Origin of the sequence: Mesobacterium hydrothermale (genome assembly GCF_035818635.1) — a bacterium.
In the GTDB taxonomy this organism is placed as follows: domain Bacteria; phylum Pseudomonadota; class Alphaproteobacteria; order Rhodobacterales; family Rhodobacteraceae; genus Mesobacterium_A; species Mesobacterium_A hydrothermale.
The window spans coordinates 62,482-75,621 of record NZ_JAYLLH010000016.1; the positions used below are offsets into that span (position 1 = coordinate 62,482).

11 protein-coding genes are annotated in these 13,140 nt (G+C 62.8%); 3 read left to right on the forward strand and 8 right to left on the reverse strand.

Annotated features, from left to right (window positions below):
* Positions 1-164: 164 nt before the first annotated feature.
* The 6 genes from VK792_RS12110 to VK792_RS12135 form a co-directional block, all read right to left on the reverse strand.
* Entirely contained in the window at positions 165-794 is a 630-nt protein-coding gene (locus tag VK792_RS12110) for a 3-oxoacid CoA-transferase subunit B (RefSeq protein ID WP_326297768.1), read from the reverse strand.
* A complete protein-coding gene (locus VK792_RS12115; RefSeq protein ID WP_326297806.1) occupies positions 794-1,498 on the reverse strand; it encodes a CoA transferase subunit A in 705 nt (234 codons plus the stop codon). Before VK792_RS12115 ends, VK792_RS12110 begins: the two co-directional genes overlap by 1 nt.
* Positions 1,499-1,814: 316 nt before the next feature.
* On the reverse strand, positions 1,815-4,391 hold the full coding sequence (gene topA, locus VK792_RS12120) for a type I DNA topoisomerase (RefSeq protein WP_326297769.1): 2,577 nt from the start codon (positions 4,389-4,391) through the stop codon (positions 1,815-1,817).
* A 226-nt stretch (positions 4,392-4,617) separates the two neighbouring features.
* A complete protein-coding gene (locus VK792_RS12125) occupies positions 4,618-5,157 on the reverse strand; it encodes an adenine phosphoribosyltransferase (RefSeq protein ID WP_326297770.1) in 540 nt (179 codons plus the stop codon).
* Between the two features lie 16 nt (positions 5,158-5,173).
* Entirely contained in the window at positions 5,174-5,797 is a 624-nt protein-coding gene (locus tag VK792_RS12130; protein ID WP_326297771.1) for a LysE family translocator, read from the reverse strand.
* An 11-nt stretch (positions 5,798-5,808) separates the two neighbouring features.
* Positions 5,809-6,690 carry an S-methyl-5'-thioadenosine phosphorylase gene (locus VK792_RS12135; protein ID WP_326297772.1) on the reverse strand — a complete coding sequence of 294 codons (882 nt, stop codon included), beginning with the start codon at positions 6,688-6,690 and terminating at the stop codon, positions 5,809-5,811.
* A gap of 267 nt (positions 6,691-6,957) precedes the next feature.
* Here VK792_RS12135 and VK792_RS12140 point away from each other — a divergent pair, with 267 nt between their 5' ends.
* Positions 6,958-8,586 (forward strand): SulP family inorganic anion transporter, encoded by a 1,629-nt coding sequence (locus tag VK792_RS12140; RefSeq protein ID WP_326297773.1) that lies wholly within the window; start codon positions 6,958-6,960, stop codon positions 8,584-8,586.
* 89 nt (positions 8,587-8,675) lie between these two features.
* Here VK792_RS12140 and VK792_RS12145 read toward each other — a convergent pair whose 3' ends face one another.
* Positions 8,676-9,284, reverse strand: a complete 609-nt coding sequence (locus VK792_RS12145; RefSeq protein WP_326297774.1) for a flavin reductase family protein — start codon at positions 9,282-9,284, stop codon at positions 8,676-8,678.
* Between the two features lie 76 nt (positions 9,285-9,360).
* On the opposite strand from VK792_RS12145, the gene VK792_RS12150 reads away from it, so the two are divergent.
* On the forward strand, positions 9,361-9,855 hold the full coding sequence (locus VK792_RS12150) for a GNAT family N-acetyltransferase (RefSeq protein ID WP_326297775.1): 495 nt from the start codon (positions 9,361-9,363) through the stop codon (positions 9,853-9,855).
* Between the two features lie 31 nt (positions 9,856-9,886).
* On the forward strand, positions 9,887-10,693 hold the full coding sequence (locus VK792_RS12155) for an EcsC family protein (RefSeq protein ID WP_326297776.1): 807 nt from the start codon (positions 9,887-9,889) through the stop codon (positions 10,691-10,693).
* Positions 10,694-10,883: 190 nt separating this feature from the next.
* On the opposite strand, the gene ptsP is transcribed toward VK792_RS12155, so the two are convergent.
* The gene (ptsP, locus tag VK792_RS12160; protein WP_326297777.1) at positions 10,884-13,121 is read right to left on the reverse strand and encodes a phosphoenolpyruvate--protein phosphotransferase; all 2,238 of its coding nucleotides are present in this window, start codon (positions 13,119-13,121) and stop codon (positions 10,884-10,886) included.
* Between the last annotated feature and the right edge of the window lie 19 nt (positions 13,122-13,140).

The window sequence follows — 13,140 nt, forward strand, 5'->3', positions numbered from 1 at the left end:
CGGGCATAGCCCAGCCAAGTCTTTCGTCGCCAACTTACCCCGGGGGTGAATGCCGCCATGGGCGGCAAAGGGGGCAGCGCCCCCTTGAACTGGCTTGCGCCCTTAGGCGCAAGCTGATCCTTTGCGCGGTACTGCCGCGCACCTTATTTGAACCCCTCGGGGTGTTAGTCGACAAGCGTCGCCTGTGTGGCGGCGCGCATGTCGTCTTCGCTGACGCCCTCGGCCAGTTCCACGATCTTCAAACCGCCATCGACCACGTCGAGAACGCCCAGGTTGGTGATGATCCGGTCGACAACACCCGCACCTGTCAGTGGCAGGGTGCACGCTTTCAGCACCTTCGACTCACCGTGCTTGTTGGTGTGGTCCATAACAACGACCACGCGGCCGACACCGGCCACCAGGTCCATCGCGCCGCCCATGCCTTTCACCAGCTTTCCCGGGATCATCCAGTTTGCCAGGTCGCCGTTCTCGGCCACTTCCATCGCGCCCAGGATCGCCATGGCGATCTTGCCGCCGCGGATCATCCCGAAGGACGTCGCAGAATCGAAATAGGAGGTGTGCGGCAGCTCGGTGATGGTCTGCTTGCCCGCGTTGATCAGGTCGGCATCCTCGTCGCCCTCAAACGGGAACGGGCCCATGCCCAGCATGCCGTTTTCCGATTGCAGCGTGACCGTCACCCCCTCGGGGATGTAGTTCGACACCAGCGTCGGAATCCCGATGCCAAGGTTCACGTACCAGCCGTCCTGCAGTTCCTGTGCGGCGCGCGCCGCCATCTGATTACGATCCCAGGCCATTATGCGTTCTCCCGCTTGCGAACGGTGCGCTGTTCGATGCGTTTTTCGTGGGTGCCCTGCACGATGCGATGCACATAGATCCCCGGCAGGTGGATGTGATCAGGGTCAAGCTCGCCCGGCTGCACGATTTCCTCGACTTCCATCACACAGACTTTGCCGCACATTGCGGCGGGCGGGTTGAAGTTGCGCGCGGTCTTGCGGAAAATCGCGTTGCCGGTGGTGTCGGCCTTCCACGCCTTGACGATCGAAAGATCAGCAAAGATGCCCTTTTCCATGATATAGGTCTGGCCGTCGAACTCCTTGTGCTCCTTGCCCTCGGCAATCACGGTCCCTACACCGGTCTTGGTGTAGAAACCCGGGATGCCAGCGCCGCCAGCGCGCATGCGCTCGGCCAAGGTTCCCTGGGGGTTGAACTCCAGCTCCAGTTCGCCCGACAGGTACTGGCGCATGAATTCCGCGTTTTCACCGACATACGAGCTGATCATCTTCTTCACCTGCCGCGTCTGCAGCAGGATGCCGATGCCGAAATCGTCGACGCCAGCGTTGTTGGACGCAAAGGTCAGGTCCTTCACGCCGGATTGCTTGATCGCTTCAAGCAGCAGCTCGGGAATGCCGCACAGGCCGAAGCCGCCGGAGGCAATCAGCATGCCATCCCGCAGTACCCCGTCCAGCGCCTCGGCCGCCGATCCGTAAACCTTGTTCATGGAAGTCTCCCCTCGAGTGGTCGCAGAGGTTGTGCCGCGCCGCAGCGCCAGAGTCAACGAAGGCTGCCCTTTATGGACACCTCCAAGGCCCTTTGTGCCGAAACGTCAGGTCAGCCCGACCCGCGCGCCAATCGGGGCAGGCGAGCCGAACGCAAGGCACTGCGTGCCCAATCGGGGGACGGCCCTGGGAGCGTGTCTTTCCGGTCGGGCGCAACCTCGGGGTGGCCAGGCGCCGGCATCGGGTCGGCACTGCCCTTCGGACGCCGGAACGGCGCGCTACCCGTCCCTTCAGACACACGGTGGCCGTCAGGGTAACTTACTTGGTCGGTTTCTTTTTGGCGGCCGGTTTCTTGGCGGTCGACTTTTTCGCCACGGCTTTCTTCTCGGGTTTCTTGCCTGCCTTTTCAGCGATCAGCGCCAAAGCCATGTCCATCGTCACGTCCTCGGGCTTTACGTCCTTGGGCAGCGTCGCGTTGACCTTGTCCCATTTCACATAAGGCCCATAACGCCCTTCCATGATCTGCACGGCGCCACCGCTTTGCGGATGTTCGCCCAAGCCCTGCAAAGCCTTAGCCGCGGTGCGCCCGCGACCGGGATTGGCACGTTTCTGGGCCAACAATTCCACCGCATGGTTCATGCCGATTTCGAAAACCTCCTGGAATTCCTTGAGGTTGACGTAGACGGGCTTCGGCTCGTCCGGCAGTTGGTGCATGATATAGGGCCCAAACCGGCCCAGGTTGGCGCTGACTTCCCCGCCATCAGGATGCATGCCCACGATGCGCGGCATGGTCAGCAGCGTCAGCGCTTTTTCAAGCGTCATGTCCGCCGGATCCCAACCGGGCAAGAAAGCGCCACCCTTCTTGGGCAGGCTTGCGCGCGGCGGCTTCTTGTTTTCCGGGGTCGGTTCGCCGCGCTGAACATAGGGACCGAAACGCCCGGCCTTGAGCCAGATTTCGTCACCCTGATCGGTCCCCAGAAGGCGCTCGTCCCCCTCGGCGCCTTCGCCCGCGATCGGGCGGGTATAGGTGCATTCGGGATAGTTGCCGCACCCGACAAAACCGCCGGTTCGTGACGTCTTCAAGTGCAGCTTGCCAACCCCGCATTTCGGGCAAATGCGGGGGTCTGACCCGTCATCGCGCGGCGGATAAAGCTGCGGCGCCAATGCCTCGTCCAGAACGTCCAGAACTTCTGTGATGCGCAACTCGGACGTCTCCGAAATTGCGACTGAAAAATCGCGCCAGAACTTTGCCAGCAGGTCCTTGTAGTCCTCTTCCCCGGCCGAAACGAGGTCGAGTTCATTTTCAAGACCCGCGGTGAAATCGTATTCCACGTAGCGCTTGAAAAAGTTGAGCAGAAAGATCGTGACGATCCGGCCCTTGTCTTCGGGAATCAGGCGATTCTGTTCCTTGCGGACGTATTCGCGGTCCTGGATCGTGGTCACGATGCTGGCATAGGTCGAGGGACGACCAATGCCCAGCTCTTCCATCTGCTTGACCAGCGTCGCCTCGGTATAGCGTGGCGGCGGCTGGGTGAAATGCTGGTCGGGGGTAACGCCGCGCTTGTCGGCCTTTTCGCCCTGCATCACTTGTGGCAGGCGCTTGTCATCTTCATCGACAACCTGGTCGTCGCGGCCTTCCTCGTACACCCGAAGGAAACCGTCGAACAGCACCACCTGGCCGGTGGCGCGCAGGCCAACTTGCCCGTCGGCGCTGCCGATGTCGACCGTGGTGCGTTCGAGCCGCGCGCTTTCCATCTGGCAGGCGAGGGTGCGTTTCCAGATCAGGTCGTACAGCTTGCGCTGATCGGGGTCGGACAGGCGCAGTCTTTCGACATCCGCCGCCATCTCGGTCGGGCGGATGCATTCATGCGCTTCCTGCGCGTTCTTGGCCTTGTTCTTGTAGATACGGGGCTTGCCCGGAACATATTCCGCGCCGTAGCGGTCCTTGATCGCGGCGCGGCAGGCGTCAACCGCTTCGCGCGCCATGTCGATGCCGTCGGTCCGCATATAGGTGATGTGTCCGGCCTCATACAGCCGCTGCGCCGCGTTCATTGTCTGCCGCGCGCCCATACCGAACTTGCGGCTGGCTTCTTGTTGAAGGGTCGAGGTCATGAATGGCGCCGAAGGATTGCGGCTCGCGGGCTTCGCCTCGACAGATTGCACGGTCAGATCGCGGCTCCGGATCGCCTGTACCGCGATTTCGGCCTGGGTTTCATTGGCAATGTCGTATTTGCCCAGCTTCTCGCCCGCCAGCACCGTCAGCCGGGCCTCGTATTCCTGCCCGCGCGGCGTGCCAAGCACCGCCTTGACCGACCAGTATTCGCGCGGTCTGAACGCCTCGATCTCCATCTCGCGTTCGACGATCAGCCGCAGGCAGACGGATTGCACCCGACCTGCAGACCGCGCGCCGGGAAGCTTTCGCCACAATACCGGCGACAGGTTGAAACCCACCAGGTAATCCAGCGCCCGACGCGCAAGATAGGCCTCGACAAGCGGCGCGTCGATGTCACGCGGATTGGCCATCGCCTCGGTCACCGCAGTCTTGGTGATCGCGTTGAAGGTGACACGCTCGACCTTGGTGGTCTTCTTGATCGACCGGCGTTTCGTCAGCGCCTCTTTCAGATGCCACGAAATCGCCTCGCCCTCGCGATCGGGGTCGGTGGCAAGAATCAGTTCGTCATCTGTCTTCAGCGCCTCGGCAATCGCCGCGACATGCTTTCGGCTGTCGTTGGCGATCTCCCATTTCATCTCGAAATCATGTTCGGTATCGACCGACCCATCCTTCGGCGGCAGGTCCCGAACGTGTCCGTAAGACGCCAGAACGGTGTAGTTTGGGCCCAGATACTTGTTGATGGTCTTGGCTTTAGCCGGGGATTCGACGACAACAACGGGCATTTCTACGGGCACCTCTTGAAACGGACTGGCTGCGGATATGGCGGCCCTACATGTGTCGTGCAAGCGCAAATTGTCAATGCGGCGCGTTCCGGACCGGAAGTCGCGGAACCGTTGCACAAACGGCTTGCATCCCCAAAGCTCCGGTCCTCCACATCATCTTGCGCCAAATATCCCGGGGGTGAATGCCGCCGAAGGCGGCAGAGGGGGCAGCGCCCCCTCGCGCCGACTACAGCCCGTCGAACGCACAAAGGGCATGCACATCCATGCCCATGTCTTGCAGCTTTTTCCGCCCGCCCAGATCGGGCAGGTCGATGATAAAGGCGCAGCCGACGATTTCGCCGCCAAGTCGTTCCACCAGCTTTATCCCGGCTTCGGCGGTGCCGCCGGTGGCCAGCAGGTCATCCACCACCAGAACGCGTTCGCCCGGCTGGATCGCGTCGTCGTGGATTTCCACCACCGCTTCACCGTACTCCAGCGTGTAGTCCTCGGAAATCACCGCGCCGGGCAGCTTGCCTTTCTTGCGGATCGGGACAAAGCCCGCCGACAACTGGTGCGCCACCGCACCGCCCAGGATAAAGCCGCGCGCTTCCAGTCCCACGACCTTGTCAAAATGCAGGCCGGAATAGGGGTGAAGCAGCTGGTCGACCGCCATGCGAAACCCGCGCGGGTCGGCAAACAGTGTGGTCACATCGCGGAACATGATCCCCTCATGCGGGAAATCGACGATGGTGCGGATGTAGTCCTTGACGGTCTTGACGGGGGGCATCTTGTGTCTCCTTGGGTCAGGTTGCGCGGCGTAGCGTGGCGGTCAGTACGCCCATGGCGATCAGCGTCGCCCCGCCCGCACGGGTGATCCAGGCGATGACGGACGCCCGTCCTATCACCTGTCGCAGCCGGTCAGCGGCCAGCGCATAGGCCAACGCGTTGAATGCCGCAAGCGTCACAAAAGTCGCGACGAGCACCGCGAATTGCGGAAGCAGCGGCTGTTCGGTCCGGATGAACTGCGGCACGAACGCGATGAAAAAGGCAATGGATTTCGGGTTCAGCGCGGTCACGGCGGCGTTATGCCAATAGATCCCGCGCGCGCTGATTTCGGTCTGGGGGATCGACAGGCCCCTTGTCGGTGCCGATCGGATCAGCTTTACTCCCAGCCAGACAAGGTAAACCGCCCCAATCCATTTCAGCGCGGTGAACAGCGCGGCAGAGGTCGCCACCAATGCGCCCAACCCCGCCAGCGAAAGGCTCATCGCCACGAAATCGCCGGTTGCCACGCCAAGCGCCGACGAAACGGCCACGCTGCGTCCCTTGGACAGCGCATAGGCCAGTACCAGCAGGATCGTTGGACCGGGTATGATCAGCAAAACGAACGAAGCCGCGACGAAGGTCAGCCACAGGTCAAATGCCATCCTGCGCTCCTTTACGAATTGCCCAACACCCGGCCTGCCACCGCGTCAAGCTTGGCCACAAGCGCAGGGTCGCGTTTTTCCGGGGCGGTCAGGATGGCGAAATCCAGCGCGTGATCGCAGCCGTGCGGACAATCGCTGCGTGCAGCGCCCAGCAGGGCAGGCAGGCCCGCGACCAGCTTTCGGCCCTTGTCGGCGTTGCCCAGAAGCGTCTGGATGATCTCGTTGATGTCAACTTCGCCATGGTCGGGGTGCCAGCTGTCATAGTCGGTGACCATCGCGACCGAGGTGTAACACAGCTCGGCCTCGCGGGCCAATTTCGCCTCGGGCATGTTGGTCATGCCGATCACGTCACAGCCCCAGCTTTCGCGGTACATCTTCGATTCTGCGAGCGTGCTGAATTGCGGCCCTTCCATCACCAGATAGGTACCACCTGCATGCACGGTGATGCCCGCATCTTTCGCCGCCGCGAAACAGGCAGCGGACAGGCGCGAACAGGTGGGATGCGCCACGCTGACATGGGCCACGCAGCCAGGGCCGAAGAACGATTTTTCCCGGGCAAAGCTGCGGTCGATATACTGGTCGATGACCACGAAGTCGCCCGGCGCGTATTCTTCACGAAACGATCCGACGGCCGAGACCGACACCACGTCGGTCACGCCCAGCCGTTTCAGCGCGTCGATATTGGCGCGATAGGGGACAGAGGTGGGCGTGTGCACATGCCCGCGCCCGTGGCGGGGCAAAAAGGCCATCTTCACGCCCGCCAGCGTGCCGGTCAGGATCGCGTCAGACGGCGGCCCCCAGGGCGTATCGACCGTGACCCACTCGGCGCCTTCCAGACCGTCGATCTCGTAAATACCCGATCCGCCGATCACCCCGATCATCGTGTCCGTCATCTGCCACTCCGCTTGCGTTGCCTTGGCGCCAGACTGCACCGGGGCCTGCGCAATGAAAAGGCCCGGAATGGCTGCCAAACGGACGCACGCCGCCGCCTTGCGGCAACAGGACGGGCACCGCGTCGGCGCATACGAAAGAATACCGTGCAAAAAACGGGTCAGAGCCCTAGACATGGCACGAATTGCCGCCCCTGTCGCCGCGACGGGTGGCCCTTTGCGCGTGCATGGCCTATGCCGCTCGCGCGAACAGATGAACAGGATTGCCCCATGCGCCGTGCCCTACTGGCAAGTTTTGCCAACCGAATGAACATGCCCGATTTCAGCCTTTCCCCGACCGAGAAGCTGACGCCGGGGCGGTTGCGGATCGAACTGTTGGCGGGTCTGACCGTGGCGCTTGCGCTGGTGCCCGAAGCGGTGGCCTTTGCTTTCGTCGCCGGCGTGCACCCTCTGGTGGGGCTCTACGCGGCGTTTCTGGTCGGGCTGGTCACAGCGCTGATCGGCGGGCGGCCGGGGATGATTTCCGGTGCGACAGGCGCGCTGGCGGTGGTCATGGTGGCGTTGGTGGCGCAGCATGGCGTTGAATACCTGTTCGCGACTGTTGTCCTGATGGGCATCTTGCAGGTTTTTGCCGGGGCAATGGGCTGGGGTCGTTTTATCCGGCTTGTGCCGCATCCGGTCATGCTGGGGTTCGTGAACGGCTTGGCGATCGTGATTTTCCTGGCCCAGATGAGCCAGTTCAAGGTGCCGGGCAGCATGGAAAACACCGGGCATGGCATGATCGGTGGCGCCTGGCTGTCGGGGATGCCGCTTTACATGATGTTGGGGCTTGTCGTGCTGACCATGGCGATCATCTGGGTCATGCCGAAAGTCACCAAGGTGATCCCGGCGCCGCTGGCGGGCATTGCGGTTGTCGCGGCGCTGGTGATCGGGCTGGGTCTGGATGTGCCGCGGGTGGGTGACATGGCCGCGATCCAGGGCGGACTGCCGGATTTCCACGTTCCCGCTGTGCCATTGACCTGGGATACGCTTGAAATCATCCTGCCTTACGCGGTGATCCTGGCGGCCATCGGACTGATTGAATCGCTGCTGACGTTGAACCTTGTGGGCGAAATGACCGGCCAGCGCGGAGGGGCCAGCCAGGAATGTATCGCGCAGGGGGCCGCCAACTTGTTGACCGGCTTTTTCGGCGGCATGGGCGGCTGCGCGATGATCGGCCAGTCGATGATCAATGTTAAATCGGGCGCACGCACTCGGATCGCGGGCATCGCCGCGGCGCTGTTTCTGCTGACCTTCATCCTGTTTGCCGCGCCGCTGATCGAACTGATCCCTCTGGCGGCGCTGGTCGGTGTGATGTTCATGGTGGTGATTGGCACCTTCGCGTGGAACTCGCTGAAGATCCTGACGCGGGTGCCGCTGACCGATGCGTTCGTGATCCTGCTGGTGACGGTGGTGACGGTCTACAAGGACCTCGCGGTGGCCGTGGTCGTCGGCGTGATCGTGTCGGCGCTGGCCTATGCCTGGAACAATGCCAAGCGGATCCATGCGAAAACCTATGCCACGCCCGAAGGCGCCAAGGTCTATCAGGTTCAGGGGCCGCTGTTCTTCGGGTCATCCGACGGGTTCATCGAAATGTTCGATGTGGGCGGTGACCCGTCGCTGGTGATCGTCGATTTCGCCGACAGCCGCGTCGTGGACCAGTCCGCCTTGCAGGCGATCGAGGCAATTGCCGGCAAATACGAGGCCGCCGGCAAGCGGATCGAGTTGCGCCACCTGAGCCGTGATTGCCACAAGCTGTTGACCAAGGCCGGCCACGTGATGGTCGACAGCGACGACGACCCGGACTACGAAATCGCTGTCAACTACGGAGTGCGCACCGGGATCCTGGGCGGGCATTGAACGCCGACACGCGCCGTGTCCTGTCTGGCGACTGTCCGGGGCGCTGCCCCGGACCCCGGAGTATTTGCCGGAAAGATGAAAGCAAAGTGTCAGCTCTCGCCGGGTCTGGTCAGGCTGAATACATCCCGAATGACCGAGTAGTCCTTGTACCCGAGGCGGGTCAGAGGGTTGAAACGGGTAACGTCGAACATGCCGTCGGTCATGCAGTCGTCGCGCATGTGGATGCCGGTCACTTCTCCGAAAACGGCGAAGTTGGCGGCGCCCGGCAGTTTCACGATCTCGGTCAGCTTACATTCGAGGGAGGCGGGCGCCTGAGCCACGCGTGAGCAGGCGATGGTTTCACATGTTGCCTTTTCGATCCCCGCATCCGCGAATTCGTCCACGTCCCGCCCCCAGGGGCCGGAGGTGCGATTCATCATGTCCTTCATGTCGAAGGATACGATGTTGACGCAGAAGACGCCAGTTTCCCGGATGTTGGCGACGCTGTCCTTGGTGTCGCCGCGGTCTTCTTTCGCGGCGGTCGAAGCGAACATGACCTGAGGAGGCACATAAGCCACAGCGTTGAAAAAGGAATAGGGCGCGAGGTTGTCCTGACCGTCCGCGCCGCGGGTGGCGATCCAGCCGATGGGACGGGGCGTCACGATGGCGTTGAACGGGTTGTGTGGCAGGCCATGGCCGTCTTCGGGGCGATAGAACATCGCGGTTTCCTCTTGTTTGAACAGTGCTTTCCCCCGTGATAGGCCGAAGCCGGACCGAATGCACGGGGGGCCGGGCGTGTTTGTGCTCAAAAACGAAACAGCCGAGGACTGGTGGGAGGTCGAGGCGCTTTACGACACCTGCTTTGCGCCCGGACGCACGGCGCTGTCGTCCTATCGGCTGCGGGAAGACGTGTCGCCGGTCGTGGCGTTGTGCCGGATCGCGCGTGATGAAACCGGCATCCTTGGGGGGGCGATCCGGTACTGGCCGGTGCTCGTCGGGCGCGTGCCTGTGCTGCTGTTGGGGCCGGTGGCGGTGCACCCGACAGCGCAGGGCGAAGGGCTGGGGGCTGCGCTGATCCGGGATACGTTGGCACGGGCTGCGGAACTGGGTCATGAGCGGGTGCTTCTGGTCGGGGATGAGCCCTATTATCGGCGTTTCGGATTCACCAAGTTGCACGGGGTCGAGATGCCGCCCCCCACCAACCCGGACCGGGTTCTGGGGTATGAGGTGGTGGACGGTGCGTGGCAGGACGTGACCGGAGAGGTGACCCGCATCGACAGCGGCGCTTGAAAAAACGCGGCGCGCGCCCCATCCTTTGGCAATGGCACGTCGCGACACCCAACCGGCCCCTCAGGTCACCGATTTGATCCCGCGTCCGCTGGACCGGGACGAGGTGATGGAGACACTTGCAAGGCGCTATCGCCGGGCGGGGAACCTTGGGGTGCAGCTGTTGAATTCGCTGAATGGACCGACCGATGCGCTGCTGGACCGGTTGCCGCCGGCTGCGCGGGTGCGGCTGGAAGGGCTGACCATCCGGGGGCTGGAGGCGGCAATGACAGCAGCCTCCGGGACGCGCGGGTTGGTCAAGGATCAAAAGGGATGGGTCAATACTGCCACGACCGCTGCGGCCGGACTGGCCGGGGGGGTGGGTGGCTTGCCAACGGCGCTGGCCGAACTGCCCGTCACCGTGACCCTGCTGATGCGGTCGATCCAGGCCGTGGCAGTAGACTATGGCTTTGACCCGGACGACGATCAAACCCGAAAGGATGCGCTGCTGGTTTTTGCTGCGCAGGGGCCGCTGGCAGGGGCGGCGACCAACCTTGACCTGAATTTTCTGGCGTCGCGGGCCACGCTGAACGGGGCCAACGTGTTAATCGGCATCGGTCTTGTGGCGCCGAAACTGGCCGCTGTCCTGGGCCGCAAGCTTGCGGTGCAGACCGTTCCGGTGCTGGGGGCGGTTACGGCTGTCGCCACCAACTTTGCCTATTGCGATTACTATCAGCAGATGGCGCATGTGGTCTTTGGCCTGCGACGCCTGTCGGAAGAAACCGGCACGCCCTTTGTTGTGCTGGTCGATGACCTGCGGCACCGTACCGATCTGCCGGTCAACCATGCACGGGTGTCCTGAACGCGACGGTTAACCTTTGCTTAAGGTTAATGCGGCAAAGTCGCAGGCGTGCCGCCGCGCAACGCGGGTGGCCATCGCACCACTCCGGGTATCGGGTTCCAGGTTCGCCGAAGGGCAGGGTGTTTCCGGGGGCCGCGCAAAAAGGTGTGGGCAAGGCGGGCCAGAATGGTCCTTTGGTGCGAAACGTTGCCTACGTCCGGTTGTGAAGGAAATCCATCACGGCCGGACGAACCGACTGCTCCCCCCGATCGCGGGCGTTTTCGATGACAGCGCGCAGGGCGTCCAGATCGGTGTTCATCAGCAAGGATTTGACCGGGCCGATCGACGCCGGGCGCATTGACAGCGACCGCAAGCCAATGGCGGCAAGGCACAAGGCCTCGATCGGGCGCCCCGCGTCTTCACCGCAGAAGGACAGATCGGTCCCGGTTTCCGCGCAACGATCCACGATACCCTGGATGAAGGTCAGGAACGAAACGTTCAAGGTGTCATACCGGCGCCGGACCCGTTCGTTTTCGCGATCTGCAGCAAAGAAGAACTGCTTCAGATCGTTGCCGCCGATGGACAGGAATTCCACCTCGGCAAAGAACCTGCGCGAGGCGTAGGCCAATGACGGGGTTTCCAGCATGGTGCCAACCTCGATCCGTTCGGGCAACACGTGGCCAAGCCGGGTTTCGCGGGCGATGGCCTTGTCCATTTCGTCCCGGGCGGCGCGGAATTCGTCGTACTGGGCGACGAAGGGGAACATGATCGACAAGGGGCGCCCCTTGGCCGCGCGCAGCAGGGCCTGCAATTGCATGCGCAACACGCCCGGCTTGTCGAGCCCGACGCGGATCGCGCGCCAACCAAGTGCCGGGTTCGGCTCTTCCTGCGGCTTCATGTAGGGCAGCACCTTGTCCGACCCGATGTCGAGCGTGCGGAACACCACGCGCTTGCCCTGCGCAGCGTCCAGAACCCGGGAATAGAGCTGTGCCAGTTCCGTACGGCTTGGCATCTGGTTCCGTACCAGAAACTGCAATTCGGTGCGGAACAGGCCCACGCCCTCGGCCCCGGAACTGGCCAGCGACGGCAGGTCGGCCATCAGCCCCGCGTTCATCGTCAGGGTGATGCGCTTGCCGCATCTGGTGACGCAGTCCTTGTCACGGATCGAGGCATAGCGTTCCTGCGCCTGCGCCTGCATCGCCATCTTGTCGCGAAAGGCAGACACGATGGTGTCATCGGGGCGCAGGTGCACAACACCCTGATCGCCATCAACCATGATGTGATCGCCGTTCAGCGCCTCGTTTGTGATCCGGTCGGCGTGGATCACCAGCGGAATCGCCAGCGCGCGGGCAACGATCGCGGCATGTGACCCGACAGAGCCTTCTTCCAGGACGATGCCCTTTAGCTTGCGACCATATTCCAGCAACTCGCCTGGGCCGATGTTGCGGGCAATCAGCACCGGGTCCTCGGGCATGGTGGCGCCGGTTTCTGCGCCCTGGCCGGTCAGGATGCGGAGCAGCCGGTTCGACAAGTCGTCCAGATCGTGCAGCCGGTCGCGCAGGTAGGCGTCCGCGGCCTGGCTCAGCCGGGCGCGGGCGGCGGACTGTTCCTTTTCCACAGCGGCCTCGGCCGACAGGCCGCGGTCTATGTCTTCGGTCATTCGCCGCATCCAACCCTTGGAATTGGCGAACATACGATATGCTTCCAGCACCTCGATCTGTTCAGAATCCTTCGTGCCCACAAGCAGTTGGTCGACGCTGACCCGCAGTTCATCGACTGCCTTTTGCAGGCGTTCGCGTTCGCGCCCGGGGTCGTCAGTGACAAGGTTGGTCACCATAACGCGCGGTTCGTGCAGCCAGACGTGCCCTTCGGCAGAGCCTTCCTGCCCGCTGCCACCGCGGAACAGGGCAGGCTGGGTATGGCGTGCCTTGAGCGCCGCCCCTTCACCAACGAAGGCACCAAGCTCTGTCATTTCCGCCAGTACCATTGCGACCACTTCAAGCGCATATAGTTCGTCGGCGGTAAATTCTCGCTTTGCCTTGGTTTGGACCACGAGCACGCCCAGCTTTTCGCCCAGCCGCTGAATCGGGACGCCAAGGAAGCTGGAAAAGATCTCTTCCCCGGTTTCGGGCATGTAGCGGAAACCGGGTTCAGACGGTGCGTCGGCGGTGTTCACGATGGTGCCGGTGCGCGCGACGCGGCCGACAAGCCCTTCGCCCAGCCGCATCCGGGTCTGGTGCACAGCGTCCTTGTTCAAGCCTTCCGTGGCGCATAGTTCCAGCGTTTCGGGATCGCGAAACAGGTAGATCGAACACACTTCGGTGCCCATGGAATCGGCGGTTAGGTGGGTGATCTTGTCCAGGCGCGCCTGGCCTGCCGCGTCTTCGGCCATGGTGTCGCGCAAGCGGCCAAGCAGCTTGCGGCTTTCCGATTCGGTGCGATCCGCCATTGCGATCCTTCATCTGCTG

Excerpts from the sequence above, each read along its gene's own strand:
- VK792_RS12130 (WP_326297771.1), bottom strand. The coding sequence starts at position 5,797 with ATGGCATTTGACCTGTGGCTGACCTTCGTCGCGGCTTCGTTCGTTTTG.
- VK792_RS12140 (WP_326297773.1), top strand. The coding sequence starts at position 6,958 with ATGCGCCGTGCCCTACTGGCAAGTTTTGCCAACCGAATGAACATGCCC.
- VK792_RS12145 (WP_326297774.1), bottom strand. The coding sequence starts at position 9,284 with ATGTTCTATCGCCCCGAAGACGGCCATGGCCTGCCACACAACCCGTTC.
- VK792_RS12115 (WP_326297806.1), bottom strand. The coding sequence starts at position 1,498 with ATGAACAAGGTTTACGGATCGGCGGCCGAGGCGCTGGACGGGGTACTG.
- VK792_RS12135 (WP_326297772.1), bottom strand. The coding sequence starts at position 6,690 with ATGACGGACACGATGATCGGGGTGATCGGCGGATCGGGTATTTACGAG.
- VK792_RS12155 (WP_326297776.1), top strand. The coding sequence starts at position 9,887 with ATGGCACGTCGCGACACCCAACCGGCCCCTCAGGTCACCGATTTGATC.
- VK792_RS12125 (WP_326297770.1), bottom strand. The coding sequence starts at position 5,157 with ATGCCCCCCGTCAAGACCGTCAAGGACTACATCCGCACCATCGTCGAT.
- topA (WP_326297769.1), bottom strand. The coding sequence starts at position 4,391 with ATGCCCGTTGTTGTCGTCGAATCCCCGGCTAAAGCCAAGACCATCAAC.
- VK792_RS12110 (WP_326297768.1), bottom strand. The coding sequence starts at position 794 with ATGGCCTGGGATCGTAATCAGATGGCGGCGCGCGCCGCACAGGAACTG.
- ptsP (WP_326297777.1), bottom strand. The coding sequence starts at position 13,121 with ATGGCGGATCGCACCGAATCGGAAAGCCGCAAGCTGCTTGGCCGCTTG.